The following is a 25,935-nucleotide window of genomic DNA, read 5'->3' as shown; positions in this document are numbered from 1 at the left end:
CCGCCCCACTTTTATTGGTTAGTTATGTATTTACCCAAAGCTTAACTGAAATTAGTAGGTAGATACCAGCGCGACCATAGTCTTACTTCTTGTTTTCCGTCTTATTTTCATTTTATCCACACAGCGCCTGCCAACGCCGACATTGGTAACGTGGGCTTAATTTAATTTGCTCCCCCCCGGTAAGTATGACACTTAGCTGACCATTAAAATTACTTACCCTAGCCACGTGCTCAATGTTTACCACAACAGAGCGGTTACAACGAAGAAAATGCTGAGACCCCAGCTTTTGCAAGAGTGCATGCAATGTTGAGCGCACTAAAATACGTTTATTAATCAATTGTATTTGCATGTAATCGCCACAAGCTTCAACCCAAAGAATATCGCTAGGCAAAAGACAGCACCACCCATCCTGCCCTTTCACGCTAACAAAGGATGGCGCTTTATATCGAGCATACTGATGGCGAAGTGTGGCAGCCAATGCCTCTTTGGTTACGCCATATTGCATACAAAGGCCATCAATTAAGTAGGCGAACTGGCGGCGCTGTTGTATTTTTTGATGATGATCATAGGCCTTTTTTACCACGGCCTTTAGCTGCCTTATGTTTATTGGCAAGCGGATAAACGCCTTTGCTGAGCATGCGAACGCATTAAGCGCATCGCACTGTGTTTTACCCACTGCAATCCAATAAGGCGGCGTATAAGGAGGAGGTGAATACGTAGCTATATGGCCTGCGCTACTGAAACATACCGATAAGGGCACATCAACTAAACGAGAACGGTAGTCGTTTTCGCAGGTAACGTGAATGAGCCTGTCAAACACCCGCAGCCCAGATAGTACACGAGCAAGCATTGCACCGTCGGATGCTGAAGGTAAAAAGACTAATCCAATCATAATTAAAACGGCAAGTAGAATAAGCCGACCTTGTGCTATAAATAAAAAAGCTGCTTAAACCAAAATAAGCAGCTCAATTATTGGGTGGGGTTACAAACCAACATTTAATTAATACTGCGCCGTAAGCGTACCCACCTGGGTGTTGGTGCGCCTAGCTATAAGCTGGCTTGTAGAGGTAGCATTATGGGTAAGCGCAAAAGTCAGCATATCTTGGCCATTGCACACTAGCCCTTTGTTTAGCTCTCGGTAGCTTAGCCGTGTTTTTTTCACGGCACGTATAAGTGCTAGACGGTTGTCACTTTTTATTGCCTTGCAAACAGCAATAAGCTGATCTTCAATAGCGACAGGGTAACCTTTGGCACTTGCAGTACCAGCTAACAAAGTAAGTGAAAGGCCCAATAAGGTAGATAAGGTAACGCGACGTGATATAGACATGATCAATTTCCTCTGATTTAAATTGTGTTTGCGGAAACCACTGCGTTTCGTTGCCGCCTTACAAACCTAGATAAATTTTGTAAAACTAGGCTGTCATAAACGTTAAAAGGTCGTATTTTGAGACGTTGCGATAATAGGGTGGAAAACACCGATAAATAGTCGTGGTAAGGCGCGCTTTATCGCGTTCTAGACACACTTTGATACATGCGCTAAAACATAGCTAAGCAGGAAAGCAACAATGCTAGAGCACCAACCTTATCATTTAGTACGCGAGCATATGCGCCCGGGCGATATTATTGCGTTTGGGGGAAATAGCTTATTTTCGCGGTGGACCAAATTTACCACCGGCTCAGTGGTAACCCATATAGCAGTAGTTTTACACACCAACATGCCCGACAAACTTAGCGGCAGCTATGTTAATAAGATAATGGAAGCCACTATTTATAATGGCAAACAAGGCGTAATGACCAATCGCCTAAGTGAGAGGATAAACAACTACAATGGCCACATGTGGTGGCTACCTTTAGGGCGCCAAGCGCGGGATCGGTTTAACCAAAATCACCATGCATTTTTCAACTTCATGCACGAGCAACACGGTAAGCCCTACGACATATTTCAGCTATTTGGGTCTGCGGTAGACACCTTTGATGGGCATCCATTGCTTAAAAGTATTAGTTACAACGAAGAAAACTTCAGCCGCTGGTTTTGCTCTGAATTGGTTGCAGAGGGACTAAAAACGGCCAGAGTGATAGAGGATGTGAACTCATCAGAAGTGACGCCCATAGATATCTGTCGATTTTCTATTTTTCAAGGCCGCTACGTGCAAGTAAAAGGCACAAGCCAACCCATTGAGGGGTTTAACTCGTTATCGGCTGAGCGTTGGGGGAAGCTAGACTTCGCCCCCAACAACCTAATGGGCAGTTAAAAAAAGCTATCCTGATGAATTTTAATAAACATGCTGGTGCCAATTTTACTGTAATCAATTTTATATTCTTTACCATTAAGGGTTTGAATAAACAGTAATATTTTTTCGTCGCCAAACACATCGCTAGCGGTTAAATCCACCAACTCCATATCCATCAACTTGGCATCGCGCTTGTTCTCTGGCACTTTTCCTTCATATTGTTTAATACCTTTATAGGTAACAATAATAGGTGGGTGGTCGTCACCATTAACGATCAGCAAGTCCAACTTTCTAATTTTGTGGATTATTGTATTTCGTCCACTTGTTATGAAGGGCTTTTCAGTCATTCTTCTCTCCGCGCCTGCATGCCTAGGTAAGCACTGTATAAAAATTATCTAATTATCGCCAAGTCTATCACGCAACGGGTTGCATACGCATTGGCTTATTATTGAAACTATTTTGCAAAGTATAAACACAAATAGGCGCTAGGTGTAAAAATATCTAGTGCCTTGTTAATACGCATAACATTTGCCCTGTTATCCCCTGCTTTGCGTTTACGCCGTTAATCCCATTTTAGCCAAGGGCGGTGCAGCAAATTATGAAGAAGCTTTTTGCACGGCTGCTGCTCAGGAGTTTGCGTGGTACACCCCTCGGTGTTCACTAAGTCTACCTGCGACACTATATTAGATACCGATAGTTCTAGCGCTAAGTCGGTATCTAGTTGGGTCATGGGCAATATAAATTCAACCCTATTGGTAAACGCGCACGCTTTAAACGGCGCAGAGGAAAGTGACGCCGATTCGCAGCCTATACTGCCAAGGTGGTATTTCCATTCCCGGTTTTTATCAGGTTGTGACAAATCAAGACGTAGAAATTTATGCCCACTTTGTTCATTGGTAAACATTTCGCTATTTGCAAGGGGCAACGATGCAGAGGTTAGGCTTTGATGATTTTCTTCAAAGGGCACGCCTAAGGTAAAACGAAGGTTAGTAGCCCGCTTCATAAATTTATCGGTAACATCAAGAACTATATTGTCATTCGAGGGAGCGGTATCATCACAAAGTTGGTGAAAACGAAGCAAGGCAATATTGTGTGACTGCCACTCATTTTGTTTAAACTTTACCGCCTGCCAGCGCCCATTAATGCGCACTTCCGGGTTACTTAAATAAAAGCCAAAATAATCAAGTTGCCACGCTTCACCCTGTACATTTACTTGCATAGGACAACGTGTAGACTTCATACCAGTAAGAAAAAACGGAATTTCGCCTGTTTGCGTTTTATCCTCACTGAATTCAGAACATCCAGCAAGCATTAACACCATCGATAGAAACACCGCTGTAAAAGTGTGAGATTTTATCGCCATGTTATCTTTCCTCAGTAAAACACAAAGCCTGTAGGATAAGGGGTAAACCACCTACCACTATAGCTGATTACCACCAACTACTATCAGTTAATGAGTATACAGCAATAGTGCGCCTGTCAGTCTAGGAGCGTCAAGAAATGCTTTTATGAATAGCGTAAAACGGGATGATTTGGGCCAGACTGCACAAAAATAAAGCAAACTGTTCAGTAACCCTTGTTATAGGCGTGACAAGGCAGTTAAAACTGCTTATACTTGCGCTCGCTTTTCGGCATTATGTATTATGCCAACACAGCAAATATCAAAAATGGCCCCATAGCTCAGTTGGTTAGAGCATCCGACTCATAATCGGCAGGTCCCCTGTTCAAGTCAGGGTGGGGCCACCATTCTTCCTACGCCTCAACGATAGTTATTACTAACCACATTTTCCTGTGCTACATATGTGGGCTCTACCCCATAAACGGGGATCAGCACTTATCTTACCCTATTGATAACACCATCCCATCTGGGAACCAGCATAGCAAAATGGGTCATAACTCTTGATACAGCGATGAACTACGATTCAGTATAGCGTAATTTACATTGTACTCTGCTGCACTAATGATTGCAGAAAAATTCGATTATATCTCTCATAAATTAGAGGACGTGAGCAGTATTATTTGCTATATGTTAATAAAATGTTCAAACCTGCTTGCTAGTTAATTATAGTAGAGCAAGTAAATGCAATAAGATAATGACTAGCAATATCTAAGCAAGGAAGAGTCATGGCTGAGTGTGAGTTTAAAACTGTTTGGATTTGCGCATCAGAGGCGGACCTGCCGATTTGGCATGACCTACAGCAAGAAATAAGGCGTCTGCGCTTGCCTGCTGCACTAAAATCATATGTACGAGTTAAAAACAACATTCCTTTTAAGCTTTTAAACTTCGATCAAAGCGTCTATAAATTTCATCATAATGACTTGATGATAGTGCTTTGCTCAAAAACGGCATCAGCTGACGCTGCTGTTAATCTCGCTGTGGGTGATTTTCGTAAATATAGCGATAACATCCTCGCCGTTTTGCTTAATGGCGAACCCAATGCTAGTCAAAAGAATGATACTGCAAATGAGTGTTTTCCTCCTGCCCTTTCCTCACCATCAAATGAAGAAACCTTAACTACTTTCGAGCCTATCGCTGCAGACATTCGTCAGGGTATGAATACACTAGCTTTGCAGAAACTCTGCGCAGGACTTCTCTCGGTACCACTTAGAGATATTACCCAGCGAGCGCACCTTCAAAAGCGTTCATTGCAAATTGCCATAGCGGTTCTCGCCAGTATCGCTTTAGTACGTTGCACCCATGATGGACTAAGCTCTATTAACCAAATTGAAGACCACTACCAGAACCTTTTTGATCAAGGAAATGAGTAGGCCAATGACTGATTCTTATTACGCATTTCTTAGCTATTCGCACTTCGACGAAGGAGCTGTAGCGACATTACATAAGCGTTTGGAGAACTTAAAATTACCTAACCAGAACGGCAAAAAAATTCGCTTGTTTCCTATATTCAGAGATACTGATGAGCTTCCCACATCCGCTAACCTTGGCGATAACCTTTACAAGGCATTAAGTAAGTCGCGCTATCTTGTCGTGGGGATCAGTAAGCAATCAATGGCGTCAAAATGGGTAAGTGAGGAAATTGCGTTCTACTCGCAGCATCATGCAAACTACAATATTATTTTACTTTTTTTGGAAGATATTGACATCAGCGCATATGACAGTCATGTCGTCAGTACGTTATCAGAAAGGGTACACAAGGTTTATCACTATCAACAGGATATTAAGTCAGTAGTGAGCCATCTTGCCGCATTGTTATCCGGAACCAGTGTACAGAAAATTCGTAAATATCAGCGCTGGCAAAAATATAAAATAACTATAGTAAGTGTTGCCGCCAGCCCCATTCTGCTATTCTTTGCCATCATAGTTAAGTCGCTGTTTGTGTCTTTCGGCCTGTTGAGTGGACAGAGCGATTTTACTGCGAATTTGTTTGCACAAACGCCCGAAAACCAAGCGCGTATTGCCAAAGCCATGATGGATAAGGCAAAAGAAAAAAGCGCTGGAAACAAACAACCAATGTCGATAGTATATTTCAATGATAGGCTTGCTGCCATCGAGAACCGAATCGAATCTTGTGAGCGAGCCCTAAAAATGTCAGATATGGATGTTAGGTTTTTAGAGTCAGATTTCCGCGGCGTCGAACTGCTGCTTAATTCTTTGCGAAACGTTGATTTGTCGCAAATTGAAGAGAGTAAATTGCTGCATTTAAGCAGTTTGGAGCTGCGCTTTACCCTCGCCAGCCAGCAAATGGAAGTCATGCGAAAGGAGCAGCGTCGACAATTTCAAAGTCCATTCCAGTAAACTCAGCTCAATCTATTATTATAGTACAAGCCAAAACTCTATAACCTAATAAAACTAAATTAGACAGGCACAACACGAAGCCACCAATAGGTAACCTTGTATTAAATATGCCTGTCTTATTTAGCACTCTTTATTCGTTCTCGCTTAAGTAGTTGGAAGAAGCTCTCAGCAACGGCATTATCGTGGCAGTTTCCTCGACAGTTCATGCTGGCTTTGAGGTTATGTTCTGTTAAGAAGTCACTCCATTCATAGCCTGTAAACTGACTACCTGTCTGAATGTATTAATACCTTCTTTTTTAGGCTTTCGTCGCCAGACTCCTGGTTTAACATTGCATCTCAACCACCGTTTTTCATAACCGGTGGTCATTGTGCCTCAGGTGGGTCAATTTTAAATTGTCGTTAGTGGGTCAGTTTTACATTGCCGATGACGCCATACAGCTTCTAGAAGCGGATAAGTAAGACAGAAGACAGGAATAAAACAGTACTAACAAAGCGAGTATTTCGATTTAAACATGTCTGTCTTGTTTAGGGGCCTGTTCGACCTTTCCGCGGTTGTTTGGGAGGATATATCGGCTAGTTGAATCTACAAGCTGAAGGTAACCTAGGAGGGTAAAAATAGTTCAACTAACCTCTACCTAGAAAACAAATTCAATGTAACAATAAGCTCAGATTGAGTGCTAACTCTCACTTTTGAGTAGATATTCTGTAAATGTGTGCGCACAGTATTCTCTTTAATAGTAAGTAATTGTGCAATATCCGAAACTCGCTTTTTAGAGTAAACCAACTGAGTTACTTGTAGTTCCTTTTCCGTTAGGCTAAATTCTGATTGAAAAGAATTCCAATCTAGGTTCATCTCAGCTGTAATCGCAACTAAACAACAATCGAGATTTTCACCTAAATCGGTATATTTTCTCATCAGCGGCGTTACTTCAATTAATAAGGTTTCATGCTGGATTACATTTAACAATAATACTTGTCTACACCTCACATTATCACCAGAAAAAATAGCATTATTGGCTATAATGTCGTTTAGCTTTCTATCGATATAATCTATGTTTAAATTTAGCGATTTTTTATTTGAAGAAAAATAGCCACTTTGAGTTAATAAGGTGGAAGCTCGACTATTCAATTGAAGAATATTGGCTGCCTTATCACACAATATGATAGCTTTACTAGAGTTACGGGAAATCCCTTCTGCAATTGTTGCAATATTTTTGTACGTTTGAAGTTCGAGGGAAATAGCTAAAGCTCTTGATAAATGAGGCATTATCAACTCTAGAAACTCAAAATCATCATCACTATATGGAGGGTCCTCTGCTCCCCGGTTAATAGCAAATGTTGCCTCGTAATTTTCATTCCTAAGTAATACCCCGCCAATACAGTGATGAGTGCGCATTGGTATAAAAACGTCTTTATAAATTTGGCTTGCCGAAAAAGAGGATACTGGCAATAGCTCAGAATATCTCAATAAATCTCCTTGAAGGCTAAGCTTAGCGATTTGATACCATGGGTCTTTTTCAATATTGTTGATATAAGATTCCAAAACATTTCGGTCATAATCAAACCCAGTAATAAATTCATAAATAATAGGCTTTAGGCAATTAGAAGCTCTTACAATGTAAAATATTTTATTGGATTTGGACAACAACATAATATCTTCCAACACATCCAACCAATCACCACGTATTCCCCTGTCATATATTTTACCTATGAGCAGGGAAAGTGACCTGTTTTCCATATGAAGCTCCTCTAAACTGTATCGGCGTGTGTCAGTAACTTTTACTATTTACAGGTATGCCTTATCGAAACAAAAAATGGCTAATGGAAATCATATTCATAACATTCAATAATTTAAGATTAGAAAACCTTTACCTCTAGTTCAAATTAACTAGTCAATTTATTTTTCACTTTCCTTACTACCTGTAATTTATGTCTTTGCAAAGACACAAATTACATTATGCGGAAAGAATTAAGCCTCTGATATCAATATGTTTTACAGATAATAGATTTTAACTTCAAATGATATCTGTAGTGGCATGAAATTTTCTTATGGATATTTAATCAATTAATCTGTCGTTATTTTCATGTGAGCAATGAATGTACAGGTACATGGAAATACGATTCGTTATAACCGATTCGGTCACAAAATGAGGCATTAGAAATGCGTGCTGCGAAATTTTTGATCATCTTTTCAGTGCTATTTGTATCAGCATGTGGAGGCGGGGGTGGCGAAAGCGATACCCCAACAGCGAACACCCCACCAAAGGTGAATGCAGGCGCTGATCAGACAGTTGATGAAGGTGCTACTGTCTCATTATCTGCGTCTGCTAGTGATTTAGACGGGACGATCGTAAGTTATTCGTGGGTACAAACAGAAGGTATTAACGTCCAACTTTCAAATACCCTTACGGCAACTCCTACTTTTGTCGCTCCAGCAATAGAGGATGAAATTAACATTTCTTTTCGGTTAACGGTTACTGACGATGATGGCGCCACAGCAACAGATGATATTACGATCACGGTTATCCCATTTAATTTAACGCCTAGTGTAGTCATAGTCGACGATAAGGAGGTGGATGAAAAATCGGTGGTCACTCTTGTAGCGCAGGCTTCAGATGAAGATGGAGAAATCGTTTCCTACAGTTGGAATCAACTAACAGGAGATGCCCTAGAGTTAACCGGTAAAGATAACGAACAAGTTACCTTTACGGCACCGGATGTAACCGAAAATATGGACTTCATATTGGAAGTCACTGTTGTTGATAACGATGGAGCGACTGCATCAGATACAGCGACAATAACGGTAATTGCAAATGATGCACCTATAGTCAATGCAGGTGAGCCGTTTGATACTGAAGAAGGTGAAACAGTATTTTTGGCTGCCGAGGCTTACGATTCTGACGGTTCATTAAATGGTATTTTATGGAGTCAGATTTCCGGGCCGAACATCCAAATCATCGACCCCGATAAATTATCCACGAGCTTTGTTGCCCCTTGGGTCAATAAAGACAGTGAAGTAGTGCTGTTATTACAGGTGAGTGATGATGATGGCGACGTTACGGAAGATACAATGAGTATCAATGTTATAGAGTTAACAGAACGAGTAGCTTTAAACGATACTGGCGCGACTAAATGTAGCGATTACGCATTCGAGAATAGCGGCATACACAACAATGATTTGGATTGTGCCCTATCGGTTGATGCGGACGGTGATCCTATACCAACAGGGCAAGATGCAACTACTGGGCGCGATGTGCTCTACCCTGATAATTCGGACGGTCTAACAGGCTTTACTTTCACCAAAGTAAACAGAGAAGGTCAAGAACTACCAGCGATGGCGTCAGAGTGGTCTTGTGTTCAAGATGATAATACAGGCTTAGTCTGGGAGGTGAAAACAAGTGATGGTGGAGTACAAGATCGCTATAACGAATATAGTTGGTTCGACCCCAATGAAAGTACTAATGGTGGAGACCCTGGTGTGGAGGATGGGGGAAGCTGCTCGGATACAGGACATTGCGATTCGTACAAATTTACTCAACGTATAAATGACAGTAACTTGTGTGGGTTTAACGATTGGCGCTTACCAACGACCACTGAGTTATTGAGTATAGCATCTGTTACAACTATGGAAAATTTTGAATATGACAATGCTGCTATTGATATTCGCTACTTCCCAAACACCATAGCCTTCATTTATGACCCTTATTGGACCTCTGATACCTATGCAGATCCTATTTACTTGCATGGCGCAATAACAATTAATTTTGGTGATACGATATTTATTTCACAAAATCAAAAAGATAATACTGGGAAAATTAGGCTTGTAAGGGGAGCAAAACAATGAAAAACCACACGATGATTAGTTTTGTCTTTATCGGTGTTTTTTTTCCTCAACATCTTCTTGCTGACTGCGTTACAGAACTCACTGAGAGTAATCCACGAAGTCGTTATACTGACAATTTAGATGGGACGGTTACGGATGACAAAACAGGATTAGTATGGATGCGATGCTCGACAGGACAAACTTGGAATGAAGCCGAACAAGTATGTCAAGGAGAAGCAGCGGCAGCCACTTGGCTAGAGGCTCATAAACACGCCGACGGGCACATATTTGCAGGCAATGACGATTGGCACTTACCTAATTTTAAAGAGCTTATCAGCATAATGGAAATAGCGTGTTTTCGGCCAGCAATAAATTTAGAGATATTTCCCAACACTCCTGAACAAGAGTTTTCTGCATATTGGACATCTACGCCAGGTGATATAGATAGCGTGTACGCCGTTACGTTTGATAGTGTCGGTCCCCAATACCATCGGAGTAAAAATTCAAAATTATTCTCTAGGTTAGTGCGCAAACAATAGATTGTCTTTCAGTTTAGCCGAACCGCATTCTAAAGAGTTTGAGTTTAAGAGCCACTTTCGTAAATAAGCAGGACAGTCACAAAACGAGTACCTTAGTTTAGATATGCCTGTCTTGTTTAGCGCGCCCAAACGAGCTAATTTTACTTATAAAGGATGTTCGGGCGAGTCAGCTGTTCCTAGTCCAGTCTATCCACTTTTCTTCCATCTTTTTCATTTCTACTTTTAACCATCTAAGCACCAGATGTTTATCGTTGACGAAATTTCGATTTTTTGGATATAACAAAAAATAGCCTTGCTCCTTTGAATAAACCTAACAAGACAGGCATAAAACGATACTAACTAACAAAGCGAGTATTTCGATTTAAATATGCCTGTCTTGTTTAAAGGGCTTTTGAAATCTCCCAGAATGATGTTAAGTGTAATGCGTGGCACGAACTGAAAAAGAAGTATTGTGAGTAGGATTTTATAATGAAAAAGCTTCTATTGGCTTTGATGATGATAGTTTTAATCATAGTAATATACTATTCATTTACCTTAAAAGAAGGCGAGCCTAATGCTGTTATTTTGGAGACTAAACAAATACCAGAAACGGTAGATACAAATATTTTGAAACCTAAGGAAAACCTTTTACACGAATCCATGACGTATTCCCCTTTTTGGCTGGTTTTTAACAGGTTTTCATTTACACAAAAAAAGAAAAAGGTAATGAGCGAAGAGGAACAGGACGCGCTCATTAATGCCGCCGAACAGTTGAAGCGTGAAATCTACTTGCAGGAAGGTTATATCGATGTTTTAGAAAAATCACAAACGCAAGGGCAGTGGGAAGAGCTGTATCGTTTCATTTCAGAACATCAGTCTGCCACAACTTATAAGAACGAGGACAACTACTCAGTATCCGACATCCTAATCGCCGCGAGAGCGCCTGACACCGTCATTCAAAAATATATTGATGGTCATCCTCCAACAACTTTAACTGTTTTCGAATTAGTCTATACCCGATATCTTGAGGATTCACCTCAACTCGTTAACCGGATTTTAAGCTACTTTTCCGCAGATTCCCTTCTTAAGGTGAATTTAGCCGGAATGAGTAACGTTAACTTGCTAAAATTAGCAAAACAGAATGATCGAAATGATATTCTTCGCTTTTATGACATGGTAGATTATCCATTTTTGCTCACCGGCGATCAGCTTCAGAAAAGCGTAGCGAAGAATTATGACCAAAGTGTAGAGATAAAAGAAGCAGTTGCGCATGATCCTTACTATGCTAAGAAAATTGTAGCCAATAACAGTGAGCAGTGTAGGGAACTTGCACGACAAAGCTTTTTAGGTGTTTATGGTGATACATTCGCCGGGATGAGCTACTCAATCGATATTAACAGGTCTATTAAAGCTCATTCGTACCACCTGCAAGAATATAATCAGAGAAAAAAGGAAGTTTTCAGTTCGGTTGAACTGCCGGAAGATTTTTTTTCAAATCCTCAGCGCTATTTCTATTCCACGGCGATTTACAAAGTGCTGAAGGACAATGGTGACGATATTAAAGATTCTGAATATATTCCGGACTTGTATGGCATGCAAATAGCTACGTCACCTCATTTTCCGAATCGCCGTTTCACCCTCCTTGAAAATTTAGTGCGAAAAACGGAAAGTAAACTGGATCGTCTTAGCCTCCTTTCGTATATGTCAGGCGGTGCGGACGGCTTGGCCGAGGCGTTACGCTATGGTGTTATGCTTCAACCTGACAGTGGCGAGGATGTTCTACACTGGTCTTACCGAAACGAAACACCGAAAGAGACTGAAGAACTATTAACGTTCTTGAGTAATTATAATTTTGTGATGGATGATGTACACAAAGCTATGCGCAAGTTTAAAGCTTTATGCATTAAGGAGTGAAGGAAATAATTTTATGAACCTTAGAGAAATTTTCAAACGTTTTGGTGATATTTTTATATTCGTTATATTAACACTGCTCATATCGGTTTATATTGGGAATTTGACAAATTTAGGTAGAGAAGAACTTAGAGGCGTCCCTCTAGGACCTCCCATGTTATCCGTTACCTACTCAACAGTATGGTCTGTCATTTCTGCCTATATGATTATTTACTATAGTTTAAAAGCAGGCATCTATTGTAGAGGTATTAAAGTGGGGATTACAGGCCTTTGCCTTATAATCCCTTGGCTATTACCTCGGGTGTTGACTACTATGGGAATATAGAAAGAAAAAGTACGAAAATTGTTGTCATAATTGTTCGTGAGGCAATATCTACTCAGGATAAATAATCTACCCTGGTAGCAGTTGTTCGACGTTTTCAAAAATTGCTCAGTTTATCGTGAGCTTAATGCCTCATAAGCCTGTTAAATATTGTTGATATCATTATTTTCGTAAATGTATGAATAGGCTAAACCGTAGTGTTCATACGCTTCTTCTATGTCGCCGTATTCACCGTAGTAATTTACAAAACTAAATATGCCTGTGTTATTTAGCACATCCCCATTATTTGCTCAGGCTGGTTTACCCAACAAGCACCAACCTTTGCGGCTGAAAAGCCTATCACTTTGAGAGCTACAAGCGAGCTAATTTTACTTATAAAGGGTGTTCGGGCGAGTCAGCTGTTCCTAGTCCAGTCTATCCACTTTTCTTCCATCTTTTTCATTTCTACTTTTAGCCATCTAAGCACCAGATGTTTATCGTTGACGAAATTTCGATTTTTTGGATATAACAAAAAATAGCCTTGCTCCTTTGAAAGCTCAATTCTTCGTAACAACACCAATTCGCCATTGGTTAGATGTTGTTCAACAAGCATATGAGGGGAAATGCAAATTCCTTGTCCCGCTAGAGCAGCATCAATCGCTAAACTGGTTTGTTCAAACCTAAGAACTTTACTGGCATTCGGCAAAGCAATGTGTTTTGAGAGTTTGCCCCAGTTTTCATGTGCATCTTCAATTAAACGGTGCTCCGCAAAGTCAGCAAGGCGTTCAATTTTTTTGTTTTTGTTTATATAAGTGGGGCTAGCCAAAGCACAAAGATTAATTTTTGATAGGCATTCTGAATGTAAAGTACTATCAAAGGGAGGTTGAGAGAACCTAATTACAAAATCGGCTCCGTCAGTTCCAAAGTGTGTTTTTTTCTCGCTTGCTATAATTCTTAGCTCGATATGTGGAAAGGTATCGTTTATCTCATTCATTCGTGGAAGCAACCACTTCGCTCCGAGCGAGGGAGGTACGCTTACCACCAGATGCTGCGGGGTTTGCGTGATAGCCCGGGTTGCCTCGTTTATAATGGTTAACGCCGTTTTTATCGAGTGCTGATATTTCAGTCCCGCCTCGGTGAGTTCAAGGCCTCTGGCCTGACGAATAAAAAGGACTATATCAAGATCGGACTCAAGTTGCCTGATGCGTTGAGCCACAGCACTTTGCGTAAGATGCAGTTCCTCTGCGGCAAGCCTGAAGTTCTGATATCTAGCAACTGACTCAAAAACTCTTAACGTGTTCAGGTTAGGTAACATACCCCTCCATTTATCCTGTAGATTTTCTACAAGCTCGTACAAGATTATATCACTTGTGAACGGCTTAACTAGGGTGCAGTCTATTGCTCAATATGGACTAGAGTGAGCTTACCCTTATGCAAAAATACATTACCTTAGCAGCCTTTATTTCTCTAGGGGTTATCTGGGGCAGCAATTTTATTTTTATGAAATGGGCAGCAGAGTGGATAAATGCTACCCAAATCACGCTTTTGCGAGTCGCTTTCGGTTTTATTCCCTTACTGTTAGTTGCACTGTTTACTCGCTCTTTGCGTAAATCGCATTTCGCATACTGGTACCATTTTGTGGCGATGTCCGTACTGGCCACTACCCTTTACTACTTTGCTTTTGCCAAGGGAACAGCCCTGCTTCCCTCGAGCGTGGCCGGTATGCTAAGCGGATCAATACCATTGTTTACCTTTTTGGCTGCTTTGATTTTCCTTACCGGCGAACCCGTTAATAAAAATTCTGTTTGTGGGATTCTGTTAGGCTTCTCAGGGGTGGTATTAATTGCTGAACCCTGGAATACAGGTGCCGAGCAGGTCAACCTTACAGGAGTACTCTATATGACAGCAGGAGCGCTAAGCGTTGGCATTTCGTTTGTCTATGCGCGTAAATACGTTAAACCGTTAAACCTAAATCCGATAGCCCTTGCAACTTATCAAACCGGGCTTTCATTGCTCATGCTGCCACTTGGAACCGACCTTTATGACATAGGCGCAGTATTTCAAGATACAAAAGCATTTATAGGATTGGCTGTGGGCTTAGGTGTATTTGGTACCGGCATTGCCTACATTATTTATTATTTCCTAGTAAACCGAATGGGCGCTATTGCTGCTTCTGGAGTGACTTATATTCCTCCTGTAGTAGCATTACTGATTGGTGCCTTATTTGTCGGAGAGTCTGTTTCAGTAATTGATATACTGGCAATGAGCCTGATATTGATAGGTGTTTGGCGGGTACAGATAGCCCGAAAGAATGCCTTTTCAAAAGCTTCGAGTCCAGATAGCTAAATCTATGCTTAGTGCAATACCAAACCAAGAGTGATGGAACTTAACAAGACAGACACAAAACGAGTACCTTAGTTTAGATATGCCTGTCTTGTTTAGCGCGCCATTTTTATTTTAGCTAATTGCTGATTACTTTAGATAAGTTTTCACCGCAATAACTGCCTCGTAAATACCAACGCCCAATAACATAAGATGAGTCCAGCCTTTTACCATCGCTATTAATAAGGTCTGACTTAGGAAGTGTAATTGACGAACTTTCGTTTAGGGTTCCAATGTCTTTTTCAAACGAGACAGCGACAATTGAATTCAAGAGTCGTTTAAACCCTGAGTCGGCTGGTGGGGCAGTATAAACCCGCAATTTATAGATAGGGCAATCGCCCATATTAGTTATCTGAATACGGGTGTTGTCGCGAGCAAGTGTAACCGGTAAGTCTGATGTGTCAGCTTTAACCTGAAACGGCATACAAACAAAGATCAAAAAAATAAGTTTTAAATTCATCGTGATGAACCTTAACTAGGGGGTTAATAGAACTGTAAATTGTGTATTTTTTCAAATCGACAGGAACTACCACCCATAGCTATTGATCAATGCTACAGGCCAAACCTTGTAAAAAGAATACCATATTAAGAATGCACTACAATGCACAGGTATACAATAACGTTAGCGGCTTCAAAACAATATAGAGGGGGGCGAGCTTCAAGCCGTGCGTTTTAAATTCAGGCCGCAGCGATACGAACGCCTAGAAAGGGCCGCCTAGGTACCATTTACTTTTAATAGAGCGCTAATTAACCTAGGGGTCTTTTTTATTATATTTGGGGTTTGAATACTTTTTATATATACAGATACACTGTGTCAACAAGTAGTAAACCACGCCAAACGACACGAAATCTCCCAAAATATAAACGAGGTTGAACTGGGTTTCCCTATCTCCAAACAGGGGATTAATGAAAAATGGCAGGCTCAAATAACTAAGAATATAAAACTGTAGTACTTTACTTGCTATGAAAGTGCCTAGCAGGAGAAGTCCTCCTGTTAAGAGCTTATCCAACAAAGACACTTGTTTCATGGTAGTAGCCTCAAAAAGAATAGTTACAGAAGGGGATCATCATAGCCAATACCGTTATAATCTTCCTTCCATCCTCCAGCGCCGCCTTGTACCCAATCAATATAACCATCCATTCCTTTTGATATAAGATAACCAAGAAAAAAGCTTCTAATGCCACCTGAAACTTCATTCATTTCTTCATGCGATAGTTCTTGTAAATGTACCATTTGAATTGCCTCTTTAGATGCTCCCTTAATTGTGAGTAACGTCATTATGATGCATGGTAATTGTTATACTACTGACCGAAATAACTGTTCTGGCAATATAACTTAGTAAATGTTGTCGTGATACTAGTGTACATCTTGCGTTGTATCACTAGTTAGAATACCGGTGAAAGACTCTGCCAAACTTAATAAGACAGTCATAAAGCGAAACCGTAAAAACTCGTATCTTAGTTTAAATATGCCTGTCTTGTTTAGGGCTCTGTTTAGGGCTCTATTTAAATATGCCTGTCTTGTTTAGGGCTTCCAAAATATTCATACCTGCTAACCGCCCACAATGCGTCTAGATAAGAGCCGCCGTTAAAAAGCCCTCATTTGCAAAAGTAGTAGATAGCGGTATTCCAACCTATACTCAATGTTTAACCATGAGTTTCATCGCCTGATGATGCTTACCTATAAAATTGCAGGGAAGCCCTATGTTACGTAAATTATTTATTACCTTTAGCCTAGTAATGCTTATTACCGGCTGCCAACCCTCTGTGCAGGAACAGTTACTCGGAGAGTGGGAAAGCAGTATGTTTGTTAACGCACAAAAGTTCGCCGAATTAAGTGATGACCCCATTCCGCCAGGTATGCAATTAGAGCTTACGTATAGCGGTAACTTTGTGTTTCATCATGGCTACAAATACACGGAGGCTGGTGAGCTAGTAATGCGCATTTATAATAACGGCGAGGAAGTTGCGTTACGATTTGCAGTACGGGATGCAGGCACGTGGGAAGTTCACGATGCTGTATTGGTGCAAACCACCACGGATTCTAAAATTACCGCATTGGATGATATCAGTCGGAACATGCTGGCTCAGTCGCCTGAACTCGCAGATGCGTTTACCCCGGTGAAAGGCGAGTCTTATTCCTCTGATATTCAGCGTATTGACGATGACTTCGTCGATTTAAAAATGAAGGAAGCCCCCTATTTAGAAGTGACATTAAGGCGCAAAAAATAACGTACGATTAACGCATCTGTATTTATTGGAACAGGTGAGCGCTAACAAACAAGGGGCTTTCGCCCCTTATGCAGGGTTTTAAAACGTTTATAGGCTATGACGCGCATAAATCAACCATACTAACTAAACGCCTAAGAACTCCCCTTCTTTGTCCCTTTATTCATTTATCGTTCTAAATACTTTTTGTGCTGAGCAGCTGATAAGTAAAAAGCCAGTGGCTGATTCAATGCCTGCCAACATGCGTAAGTCACCGGTAGGCTCAACGCTCCCAAGCCCAAGGGTAGTAATTGTGGTTAATGAAAAATAGAAGATGTCGACGGCGGTACTAGGTTGAGCAAAATTGCCCACTCCTAGCTTCATTGCGAATACATAAGACAGAGTAAAAATTCCTGCTATCAAAATTTGACTCACTATAGCGATAGTCACTACAGCGGGGGTTTTTATATACAGGTTTTCGCTTTGCGATTTAATTTTATCTGCAATCCAAGTGATATTTAAAAGATGAAAAAACACCCCTATCAATAGCGTAGAAATTGAAATTATAAGCGCGAGTATCACTATTATCTCCCTAACGGTATAGAATTTGTAGTTACCTTACTACTCGTTAATTTTCGTAGTTCAATCAGAAAATTTTTCAAAGTCCCTTTGGGTTTTAACGTAAGGATTACAGATGAAATACGCAAAATTCTTCGCGATGATAGCTACATCTACCCTCGCCATGTTTGTCATGATGTACTTAAATACCTACGCGGTTTCGCATATATGGTTTAGTGAAACTCGCACATTTATGGCCCTATACATGGGCGCGGGAATGGCTATTATTATGCTGGCTTTCATGTTGGGTATGTATACCAACAAAAAGTTGAACGCCGTGATTTTTCTTTCCGCAATAGCGCTATTCTCGCTTAGCCTTTACCTTCTACGTTCGCAAACAACAGTGTCAGATTCTGCCTATATGAAAGCCATGATACCGCACCACTCCATCGCCATTCTTACCAGTGAGCGTGCCAATATTGAAGATGTTCGGGTGCGCGAGCTCGCTAACGGGATCATTAAAGCCCAACGTAAAGAAATAAAACAAATGGAGTGGCTTATTCAAGATATTGAAGAAAATGGTAAGGCGCTCAGTGCCTCGCAGGCAGAAAACCGTGCTGTGCCCAATTTTGAAGGGCGGCTAACAAAAGGTAAAGATGGCAATAGTGAGTAACAAGATGATTTATCACTTCACTTGCCTTGGCGCTGGTAAATAGTATTAACGCGACATAACTTTTACCAGAGTGACTATACTAAAAGTTCTCACGCGGGAAGCGGTAATTACGGCGAATGAACTGCTTGCTCAGTAGCCGTTAGCATACCGCGTAAAAGCACGTTAATCTCGGGGTAGCCTTGCCCCTTCCTGCTCAGTGTTGACGGCGGTAATAGGGAATGGGATAACAATACCTTCTTCATCAAAGCGTTTTTTAAGGCTTTTAATAAAGGCGCTCTTGATAAAGAAACGGTTAAAATATTCTTTGGTTCTAAGCATAATAGTTAAGTTAATGCTTGAGTTATCAAAGGTATGAAACAGTACGAATGGCTGATAGGTGTCTACACCATATTCGTGTTCTTTTAATGTTTTTTCGGCAACTTCGATGCACACTTTTTCCACTAACTCTAAATCAGAACTGTAGTGAACGCCTACTTCAACAGGCACTGAAAGCTCTCGTTCTGGATAATAGTAATTTATCAATTTAGAGTTAGACAGTTTACTGTTGGGCATAATCACAATATTGTTTGGCAACATTCTTATCCATGTCGAGCGCCAGCCTATTTTCTCTACAAAGCCTTGCTCCCCTGAATCTAGCTCGATGAAATCGCCAATGCGAATGGGTTTATCCATAACCAGTTGAATGCCGGAAAAGAAATTTTCTAGAGTGGGTTGTAGCGCTAATGCCACTGCCAAAGACGTGATACCTAAAGAGGCGATGACAGGCGTGATAGACACTCCCATATTGCTTAAAATAATCAATATGGTAAGGGTGGCCAGCACTGCTCTTAATGCGCCCCCTGCTATAGCACTGGTATTTTTTACTAGTGTTGATTGTTCTCGATAGCGTTTTAGTGAGTAAGTAAAAAAGCGTTCGGCGAATAAAAAAAGCGCAATGATGACGCCTGCCTCTACTACCCCATCTAGAAATACAGGCACGTGTTGCTCGTGCAGGCCAGTCCAAGTGAAAACGTTGCGTGCGAGCAGTAAAACGATCACTAATATAACCACCGTAAGGGGCGCGTTTAGCGATAATACCAATACGCGGTAGATACTCGACATAGAGCTGGTTTCAGACCGAGCTTTCTCTTTTAAACGCACTAAGATGATGCGTTTAACCCCAAACATCATAAGTACAGCGGCGATTAATGCGCAAAACGTATAAAATTCTTGTTGCTCAAACCAAGCTGGAAGTTCCATGTAACCTGCGTTCCTTAGGCAAATTCATCAATGAAAACGCCATTTAACCGTGCATTCTCTTCACTTATACCTGCAAAACCCAAACCAAACTCAAAACCCGGGTTTTTATCTAAAGGATGTGAAAGGTTTCCCTTTCAGGTTACAAATAAATGCACTGCTATAGCGTATCTCTTATGCTTAGGCTATAACGTAATGCATGATGGCTTTAGCAAGTTCTTTTTGTACGCTTGCTGTTACTCTACACGCTGTTTTAGAGCTAATAAGTCAGCATCGTTGGGAAAAGTGTTTAGTGCATGGTTTAGCACAACCCTCGCCCTCTGCTGCTGTCCGGTTTTAATTAGCGCCAATGTATAGTTGTGCAAATAGGGTTTTTGATCCTTCCCGTACTCATAGCCTTTTTCAAACCACACCCCCGCAGCATCAGGCTGGGCGTCTAAATAAAAATTTCCCAGTAAGAAATAAGCTAGCCACTCGCTAGGCCATTGGTTTGTCGCGCTTTGCAAAAACTGTAGCGCCTGCTCTTGCTGCTCAGAGTTATTTTTTGCCACTTTAAGCATATCGTAGGCGGCACTCACATAGGTGAAGGGCACCATGTGTTCGCTGGTAACCTGTGGTGGAACAGGCGCCAATAACCAATAATTTCCCCGCCCCCAGGTTTTTTCAAAAAGGGAAAATGACATTTCATGGTCTTTCGTTACGCCCGTATGCAGCGTTAGGGTTTGGTTAGGCAAATCAAAACCCGTTACTATGGCATAGTGCCATTGAGGTAACCATGAAATGGATAAATTTTGAAAAACGATGACGGGAATATCGTCGCTGACTAACTGCATTAACAACGTTAGCGAACCTTGGGTTTGGTAAGGTAAATACTGGTACTGGCGGGTGGCCGTCACCATCTCTAACTGTAAGCTCCCCTCTTTTTCAGGAATAAATATTTTAGGTGCAATCTCATCGGCACTTACTGGCGTACCATAAAAGCCAAATACCTCAGCAAGCGTGGTGGGGCCGCAATAATACTGTTGTTGGGCGATAAAAGGCACATTTTCAATGCGATGTTCACGGGCTAGCCCTGTTGGCGTAACGTTAGCCAGCTGATCGGTTTGCGGTGTACCCTGGCACCCTGCAAGCAGTAAAAAGCCTGCAATTAAGCAGGCTTTTGTAAAGTATCTCATCTGTGTCTAGCTATTGATTGGGCGAATAAACGGGTAAACATCTGTTACGCCTACCAAGTCCAAAATTGCGATAATGGCCAATACGGTAAGTACTGCGCCTACTACGCCACCGGCGGGAGCCTGGTTAATTTCGTCATTTAGCTGCGCTATCTCACTATTGGTCATCGCATTAATACGTTTAACGGCATGGTTATGGTCTACACCTAAGCTTACTAGCTTATTTTGTACATCTTCCCTACTCACCATCTCGATAAGTTGCTGCTTGTTATACATGGCCGATTGGGTTTGCATCACACTATCAGAACTGATGGCTTCTGCTTGCACATTACCTACCACCAATAAAAGTGCACTTACAAATCCTGCTGCAAACTTAGATACTAATTTCATATGCTTTCCCTTTTAGCTAAGCTATTAACTTTGTTTAATGTTTTTACTTGATAAGCGCAGACACAGTTCACTCTTATCATCACTTTATCGGCCAAACGCTCAAAATTTCCTCGACACGGAGGGCGCAATTCCTTATAGTGCGCGCCCAAAGCTTACATGGCTATTGTGTTACATCGTTTCCATCTTAAGCGTTAAATTCTTCATTTTTACCCCCTGGATACCTGTTTTGATTACCACCGCCAATATCACCATGCAGTTTGGTTCTGCACCCTTATTTGAAAATATTTCTGCCAAATTCGGCAATGGCAATCGTTATGGCCTTATTGGCGCAAACGGTTGCGGCAAATCTACGTTTATGAAGATCCTAAGCGGCAAGCTCACGCCCACGTCTGGCAATGTCTCTATGGCTCCAGGCACTAAGCTGGGCATCTTAAGTCAGGATCAATTCGCGTTTGAAGAATTCAGCGTGGTGGATGCTGTGATCATGGGCGATCGTGAATTGTGGGAAGTTAAACAAGAGCGCGACGCAATTTATAGTAACCCTGAAATGTCAGAAGAAGATGGCATGCGGGTAGCCGATTTAGAAACCCAATTCGCAGAAATGGATGGGTATACTGCCGAAGCGCGTGCGGGCGATATTCTAAACTCAGCTGGTATTGACGAAAGCTATCATTTTGGTTTGATGAAAGAAGTGGCACCGGGTAAAAAAGTGCGTGTATTACTGGCGCAAGCATTATTCGCCGAGCCAGACATTTTGTTACTCGACGAGCCAACGAACAACTTGGATATTTATACCATAAGTTGGTTAGCAGAAGAGCTAAACAAGCGTAAGTCGACCATGCTAATTATTTCCCATGACAGACACTTTCTAAACTCTGTTTGCACCCATATGGCCGACATCGACTACGGTGAGCTTCGTGTTTACCCTGGTAATTATGACGATTATGTTCAAGCAGCTATGCTGGTGCAAGAACAGCTTCATAATGAAAATGCGAAAAAATCTGCCGAAATTGAAGAATTACAAGGCTTCGTTGCCCGCTTCTCTGCAAACGCATCAAAAGCAAAACAGGCAACGTCTCGTGCTAAACGTCTTGAGAAAATAGAGTTAGCCGAAATTAAGGCGTCAAGCCGCCGTAAACCTTACGTAGTGTTCAAGCAGCATAAAAAATTGCATCGTCTTGCTATTACATTAGAAGATTTAGGTCACAGTTACCCCGACCTCCCCTTGTTCGATAACGCAAACTTATTGCTAGAAGCAGGCCAGCGCCTCGCTATTATTGGCGAGAACGGTGCCGGAAAAACAACCCTTTTAAAGTGCTTAGTAGACGACTTAGCCCCTACTGCGGGTAATATTAAGTGGGCCGAAAATGCTGCCATTGGGTATATTCCGCAGGATAACGCCAGTCACTTTAAAAACGACCTCACCTTGTTTGATTGGATGAGTCAATGGCGCAGCCCTAAACACGACGACTTGCACATTAAAGGCATGTTGGGCCGTTTGCTGTTTGGTTCTGACGACTTTAATAAGAAAGTGAGTGTATGCTCTGGTGGTGAGAAAAACCGCTTATTGTTTGGCAAACTCATGCTTCAAGATATTAACGTATTGGTGATGGATGAGCCTACCAACCATTTGGATATGGAATCGATAGAAGCCTTGAACAATGCGTTGTACAAGTTCGATGGTACGGTTATTTTTGTAAGTCACGATCGCGAGTTTGTGTCTTCATTGGCTACGCAAATTATCGAGATAAAAGATAAAAAGCTTAATCACTTTGAAGGCAATTACGAAGAGTTTTTAGCCCACAGCGCAGGCGCGTAAAAAAATAACCAGCGCGTTGTTATTGTTTACTTAAATTAAGTAATACTAACCGCGCGCTATTAATTCCCCATTCACCCATACGTTACATAAATTAAGCGTTTCATCTAGCGCCACAAAATTAGCCCGATAGCCGCTGGCAATTACGCCAATCTCATCATCTAGCCCAACAAAGCGAGCCGGCGTTAAACTTGCCATTTCGCTGGCTTTGGCAAGGGTTATGTTTAAGTCGCGACACGTATTTACCAGTGCACTATGCATATCTAAGCACGACCCCGCTAACGTCCCCTCAGGGGTAGTCAGCTTATCACCTTGGCGAATTATTTCGGTATCAAAAAAAGGCAGCCTTGTAATATCACAGCCCACATGCGCCATTGCATCTGTAACTAGCATAATGCGATGAGCACCTTTTGTATTAATGGCAAATAACGCACTTTGAGGATGCACATGGTGATGATCTACAATTAACCCACTATAGGCCGCATTATTCATAAGTGCTGCCCCCACGGCCCCTGGCTCTCGGGAGGTGAACGCCGACATGGCGTTATATAAATGGGTAAACCCTGTAGCCCCCGCTTGTAATGCTTTATTTACTTGTTCAAAGCTGGCATTGGTGTGGCCAATTGCTACTATTACCCCCTCCTGACTTATCTCTTTGATAAAGTCGAGGCTTACGGTTTCAGGTGCTACCGTTAATAACACTTTTCCAATATCATGCCGGCAAAGGGTCGCTATCTCTTTATCTGATGGTGTTCGAATGAAGCTGGCATCATGAACGCCTTTTTTTGCTGTACTTAAAAAAGGCCCCTCAAAATGAATACCTTTAATTGTGCTGTGCTGCTGCGCTATCACGTTTGCCACGGCCTGAGCCGCTTGCGCCATAGTAGCGGCATTATCGGTAATAATAGTGGGCAGCATAGACGTACTTCCATACCGAAGATGCGCTTCCGCCATGGTATTAAGCGCGTCTTCACAGGGCGCTTGATTAAACAGCACCCCGCCGCCGCCATTCACTTGGGTATCAACATAGCCAGGTAGTAAGGTATGCACCTGAAAGTGCGTTTCATTTTCCGCAGCGGGGCCTATTTTGCTGATATACCCATTTTCAATATCAATGCGTTGGTGCTTTTGCATACCCTGTGGTGTTAACACCTGTTCAACCGTAATACTTGGCATAAGTTACGCTACCCTATTTTTAAATATACTGAATGACCCCCGCCATCTATACCAATAAAATACTCGGGTTGGCTCATTTTTAATTTAACATTCATGTTGTAATGTATGGCTAACTTTTTTATTCCCGTAAGAAGCAAAACAGCATACATAGTATCCCGCTAAAAAGCGCTTGAGGTTTTGATCGAAAGCGCGCTGTTACCTGTATGTTTTTAACCACTTAAGGAAACTATACATGAAGAAGATACTATCATTAATCGGGCTCTCATCCATCTTGTTACCCGCAGTATTTATAACCTCTGCCATGGCACAAGCGCCACGGGGACAGTCAACAGGCTGGACGTGGGGTTTGGGTGTCGCAGCGTCGCAAGACGTTTACACCGACTTCGATAGCCGGGTGATCCCCATCCCAATTGTTGGCTACATAGGTGAGCGCCTGCGGGTGTCTGGGCCTTTTATTGGCTATCAAGTTTATCAGCAAGGGGCCGTTACCATTGATGCCCAATTAGTCCCGATTTTTGCAGGCTATGACGAAGACGACAGTAGTGTGTTTGAGGGAATGGACGACCGCGACTTTAGCTACGGAGCCGGAGCCAGTATTCGTTATTCTCATAGCGGCGTTAATTATGCGCTGTCGGCAAACGCCGATATCCTCGACAGATTCAATGGCTACCAAGCGTCATTTAGCATAGGTAGACCGGTTCGCATGGGAGCGTTTACTTTAGAGCCCTCTGTGGCGCTAAACTTTCAAGACAGCAATTATGTTGATTATTATTATGGCGTGTTACCCGAAGAAGCCCGCGCTTTTCGCCCCGCTTACAGCGCCGATGAAGCCTTAAATACCGAGGTTAAGCTTGGGGTTTCTACACCTATCTTCTTTGGTGGGATGACACGCTTTCAAGTAGGCGCTACTTTTTACGATGACAGTATAAGTGATAGCCCGTTGACCGATAGTGACAGTGCCTTTAGTGCGCTGCTCACTTACTCACGATTTTTCTAACATTAAGAAATGCGTTCGCACCTAAACTTAAAGGGCGAACGCTTCTCCCTCAGTCACTAGCGGGTTGCGCTGAATACGCTTGCGTCCCCCACAGCGGAACGGTAGATAAGCTGTGCTTATAACTTCCTGAGGTTTCTTTCGTGCTATAGGTTAGATATATCAAGGTTTGCGATTTCGCATCGAATATCCGTCTTACCTTCATGTTCTTAAAAAATATGCTCTTCGACTTTTTAAAAATAACATCATCTGAGTCGGAGGTATCAATGTTCGATAACATGGCGGCGGTTATTGGCCCAGTTTGACGACAGGCAATGGCACTATCTGAAGGGTCCGATAAGTCCAGGTTAGCTTCTATGCTAGAAATATGACACGTAACGCCCGGAATATCAGGGTCTTGAAGCGCATCAATTTTAATATCTTTGGTGGTAAATAAACCTAAAGATACGTCTCCTACTTCCTTATCACTGCATGCACTTAGTCCCACTACGGCTGCTAACGCACATAAATTAATACACCATTTTTTTTGCATGTGCTCTCCTTACTCTAAAAGCGTTACGGCGCGATTTATTTTTTCAGTTCGTCATTTTCTATATTCGCGCTGTTAACATCGTCATAAAATTGAACCTGAGGTTACCCACAGTGTAGTACGGGCCATGGATATACAAAACCATCGAGTACTTTTCCCTTATGGGTAATCTGATGGCATTACTCGCCAGTCTTTTACTTACGTGTCTTCAAAGCGGATGTATCACATCACTTGCGCCTCACCGCGCGTTGTTACGTGGA

Annotated in this window: 25 protein-coding genes, 1 tRNA gene and 1 pseudogene; 12 read left to right on the top strand and 15 right to left on the bottom strand. The window is 41.9% G+C overall.

Annotation, left to right across the window (positions count from 1 at the left end; translation table 11 throughout):
* Positions 1-112 precede the first annotated feature (112 nt).
* Complete coding sequence (locus GTH32_RS00690; RefSeq protein WP_163083309.1) at positions 113-892, bottom strand: LytR/AlgR family response regulator transcription factor; 780 nt, start codon at positions 890-892, stop codon at positions 113-115.
* Between the two features lie 108 nt (positions 893-1,000).
* Complete coding sequence (locus GTH32_RS00685) at positions 1,001-1,327, bottom strand: DUF3718 domain-containing protein (RefSeq protein WP_163083308.1); 327 nt, start codon at positions 1,325-1,327, stop codon at positions 1,001-1,003.
* 238 nt (positions 1,328-1,565) lie between these two features.
* Here GTH32_RS00685 and GTH32_RS00680 point away from each other — a divergent pair, with 238 nt between their 5' ends.
* Positions 1,566-2,252 carry a hypothetical protein gene (locus GTH32_RS00680; RefSeq protein WP_163083307.1) on the top strand — a complete coding sequence of 229 codons (687 nt, stop codon included), beginning with the start codon at positions 1,566-1,568 and terminating at the stop codon, positions 2,250-2,252.
* Here GTH32_RS00680 and GTH32_RS00675 read toward each other — a convergent pair.
* Together GTH32_RS00675 and GTH32_RS00670 are read right to left on the bottom strand one after the other, a co-directional pair.
* On the bottom strand, positions 2,249-2,578 hold the full coding sequence (locus GTH32_RS00675) for a hypothetical protein (protein WP_163083306.1): 330 nt from the start codon (positions 2,576-2,578) through the stop codon (positions 2,249-2,251). The two genes, GTH32_RS00680 and GTH32_RS00675, sit on opposite strands and share 4 nt — an antisense overlap.
* Before the next feature lie 215 nt (positions 2,579-2,793).
* Positions 2,794-3,594: an MbnP family protein gene (locus GTH32_RS00670; protein ID WP_163083305.1), complete on the bottom strand. Its 801-nt coding sequence runs from the start codon at positions 3,592-3,594 to the stop codon at positions 2,794-2,796.
* 306 nt (positions 3,595-3,900) lie between these two features.
* Between GTH32_RS00670 and GTH32_RS00665 the strand changes: the two genes are divergently transcribed.
* The 3 genes from GTH32_RS00665 to GTH32_RS00655 all read left to right on the top strand — a co-directional run bounded on the left by GTH32_RS00665 (position 3,901) and on the right by GTH32_RS00655 (position 5,988).
* Positions 3,901-3,977, top strand: a tRNA-Ile gene (locus tag GTH32_RS00665).
* Between the two features lie 378 nt (positions 3,978-4,355).
* Positions 4,356-5,000, top strand: coding sequence for a hypothetical protein (locus GTH32_RS00660; RefSeq protein WP_163083304.1), 645 nt, complete (start codon positions 4,356-4,358; stop codon positions 4,998-5,000).
* Between the two features lie 4 nt (positions 5,001-5,004).
* A complete protein-coding gene (locus tag GTH32_RS00655; RefSeq protein WP_163083303.1) occupies positions 5,005-5,988 on the top strand; it encodes a toll/interleukin-1 receptor domain-containing protein in 984 nt (327 codons plus the stop codon).
* Positions 5,989-6,116: 128 nt separating this feature from the next.
* Here GTH32_RS00655 and GTH32_RS00650 read toward each other — a convergent pair.
* A pseudogene (locus GTH32_RS00650) lies at positions 6,117-6,304 on the bottom strand (IS3 family transposase); the annotation flags it as partial.
* Positions 6,305-6,619: 315 nt separating this feature from the next.
* Positions 6,620-7,726: a helix-turn-helix transcriptional regulator gene (locus tag GTH32_RS00645; protein ID WP_163083302.1), complete on the bottom strand. Its 1,107-nt coding sequence runs from the start codon at positions 7,724-7,726 to the stop codon at positions 6,620-6,622.
* Between the two features lie 423 nt (positions 7,727-8,149).
* Between GTH32_RS00645 and GTH32_RS00640 the strand changes: the two genes are divergently transcribed.
* The 3 genes from GTH32_RS00640 to GTH32_RS00630 all read left to right on the top strand — a co-directional run bounded on the left by GTH32_RS00640 (position 8,150) and on the right by GTH32_RS00630 (position 12,243).
* Complete coding sequence (locus GTH32_RS00640; RefSeq protein WP_163083301.1) at positions 8,150-9,832, top strand: Lcl C-terminal domain-containing protein; 1,683 nt, start codon at positions 8,150-8,152, stop codon at positions 9,830-9,832.
* The gene (locus tag GTH32_RS00635; protein ID WP_163083300.1) at positions 9,829-10,350 is read left to right on the top strand and encodes an Lcl C-terminal domain-containing protein; all 522 of its coding nucleotides are present in this window, start codon (positions 9,829-9,831) and stop codon (positions 10,348-10,350) included. Before GTH32_RS00640 ends, GTH32_RS00635 begins: the two co-directional genes overlap by 4 nt.
* 468 nt (positions 10,351-10,818) lie before the next feature.
* On the top strand, positions 10,819-12,243 hold the full coding sequence (locus tag GTH32_RS00630; RefSeq protein ID WP_163083299.1) for a hypothetical protein: 1,425 nt from the start codon (positions 10,819-10,821) through the stop codon (positions 12,241-12,243).
* 713 nt (positions 12,244-12,956) lie between these two features.
* Here GTH32_RS00630 and GTH32_RS00625 read toward each other — a convergent pair.
* On the bottom strand, positions 12,957-13,856 hold the full coding sequence (locus GTH32_RS00625) for a LysR substrate-binding domain-containing protein (RefSeq protein WP_163083298.1): 900 nt from the start codon (positions 13,854-13,856) through the stop codon (positions 12,957-12,959).
* A 116-nt stretch (positions 13,857-13,972) separates the two neighbouring features.
* Here GTH32_RS00625 and GTH32_RS00620 point away from each other — a divergent pair, with 116 nt between their 5' ends.
* The gene (locus GTH32_RS00620) at positions 13,973-14,887 is read left to right on the top strand and encodes a DMT family transporter (protein ID WP_163083297.1); all 915 of its coding nucleotides are present in this window, start codon (positions 13,973-13,975) and stop codon (positions 14,885-14,887) included.
* A gap of 115 nt (positions 14,888-15,002) precedes the next feature.
* Here GTH32_RS00620 and GTH32_RS00615 read toward each other — a convergent pair whose 3' ends face one another.
* The gene (locus GTH32_RS00615; RefSeq protein ID WP_163083296.1) at positions 15,003-15,383 is read right to left on the bottom strand and encodes a hypothetical protein; all 381 of its coding nucleotides are present in this window, start codon (positions 15,381-15,383) and stop codon (positions 15,003-15,005) included.
* A gap of 591 nt (positions 15,384-15,974) precedes the next feature.
* Complete coding sequence (locus GTH32_RS00610; protein ID WP_163083295.1) at positions 15,975-16,202, bottom strand: hypothetical protein; 228 nt, start codon at positions 16,200-16,202, stop codon at positions 15,975-15,977.
* 425 nt (positions 16,203-16,627) lie between these two features.
* On the opposite strand from GTH32_RS00610, the gene GTH32_RS00605 reads away from it, so the two are divergent.
* Entirely contained in the window at positions 16,628-17,155 is a 528-nt protein-coding gene (locus tag GTH32_RS00605; RefSeq protein ID WP_163083294.1) for a hypothetical protein, read from the top strand.
* A 156-nt stretch (positions 17,156-17,311) separates the two neighbouring features.
* Here the strand turns inward: GTH32_RS00605 and GTH32_RS00600 are convergent, their stop codons facing one another.
* Complete coding sequence (locus GTH32_RS00600; RefSeq protein WP_163083293.1) at positions 17,312-17,713, bottom strand: ion channel; 402 nt, start codon at positions 17,711-17,713, stop codon at positions 17,312-17,314.
* Positions 17,714-17,825: 112 nt separating this feature from the next.
* On the opposite strand from GTH32_RS00600, the gene GTH32_RS00595 reads away from it, so the two are divergent.
* Positions 17,826-18,362, top strand: coding sequence for a DUF305 domain-containing protein (locus GTH32_RS00595; protein ID WP_163083292.1), 537 nt, complete (start codon positions 17,826-17,828; stop codon positions 18,360-18,362).
* Positions 18,363-18,524: 162 nt separating this feature from the next.
* On the opposite strand, the gene GTH32_RS00590 is transcribed toward GTH32_RS00595, so the two are convergent.
* The 3 genes from GTH32_RS00590 to GTH32_RS00580 all read right to left on the bottom strand — a co-directional run bounded on the left by GTH32_RS00590 (position 18,525) and on the right by GTH32_RS00580 (position 21,160).
* On the bottom strand, positions 18,525-19,601 hold the full coding sequence (locus GTH32_RS00590; protein ID WP_163083291.1) for a mechanosensitive ion channel family protein: 1,077 nt from the start codon (positions 19,599-19,601) through the stop codon (positions 18,525-18,527).
* Positions 19,602-19,834: 233 nt separating this feature from the next.
* Entirely contained in the window at positions 19,835-20,773 is a 939-nt protein-coding gene (locus GTH32_RS00585) for a PA2778 family cysteine peptidase (protein ID WP_163083290.1), read from the bottom strand.
* A gap of 6 nt (positions 20,774-20,779) precedes the next feature.
* On the bottom strand, positions 20,780-21,160 hold the full coding sequence (locus GTH32_RS00580) for a PA2779 family protein (protein ID WP_163083289.1): 381 nt from the start codon (positions 21,158-21,160) through the stop codon (positions 20,780-20,782).
* Between the two features lie 226 nt (positions 21,161-21,386).
* On the opposite strand from GTH32_RS00580, the gene GTH32_RS00575 reads away from it, so the two are divergent.
* A complete protein-coding gene (locus GTH32_RS00575; RefSeq protein WP_163083288.1) occupies positions 21,387-22,979 on the top strand; it encodes an ABC-F family ATPase in 1,593 nt (530 codons plus the stop codon).
* A gap of 45 nt (positions 22,980-23,024) precedes the next feature.
* Here GTH32_RS00575 and nagA read toward each other — a convergent pair whose 3' ends face one another.
* Positions 23,025-24,152 carry an N-acetylglucosamine-6-phosphate deacetylase gene (gene nagA, locus GTH32_RS00570; protein WP_163083287.1) on the bottom strand — a complete coding sequence of 376 codons (1,128 nt, stop codon included), beginning with the start codon at positions 24,150-24,152 and terminating at the stop codon, positions 23,025-23,027.
* A gap of 232 nt (positions 24,153-24,384) precedes the next feature.
* On the opposite strand from nagA, the gene GTH32_RS00565 reads away from it, so the two are divergent.
* Positions 24,385-25,149, top strand: coding sequence for a MipA/OmpV family protein (locus tag GTH32_RS00565; RefSeq protein WP_163083286.1), 765 nt, complete (start codon positions 24,385-24,387; stop codon positions 25,147-25,149).
* A gap of 49 nt (positions 25,150-25,198) precedes the next feature.
* Here the strand turns inward: GTH32_RS00565 and GTH32_RS00560 are convergent, their stop codons facing one another.
* Complete coding sequence (locus tag GTH32_RS00560) at positions 25,199-25,678, bottom strand: CreA family protein (protein ID WP_163083285.1); 480 nt, start codon at positions 25,676-25,678, stop codon at positions 25,199-25,201.
* Positions 25,679-25,935: the final 257 nt, after the last annotated feature.

It is taken from the genome of Alteromonas profundi, from assembly GCF_010500865.1.
GTDB classification, from domain to species: Bacteria; Pseudomonadota; Gammaproteobacteria; order Enterobacterales; family Alteromonadaceae; genus Alteromonas; species Alteromonas profundi.
This window is presented reverse-complemented; position numbering and strand designations above follow the sequence as displayed.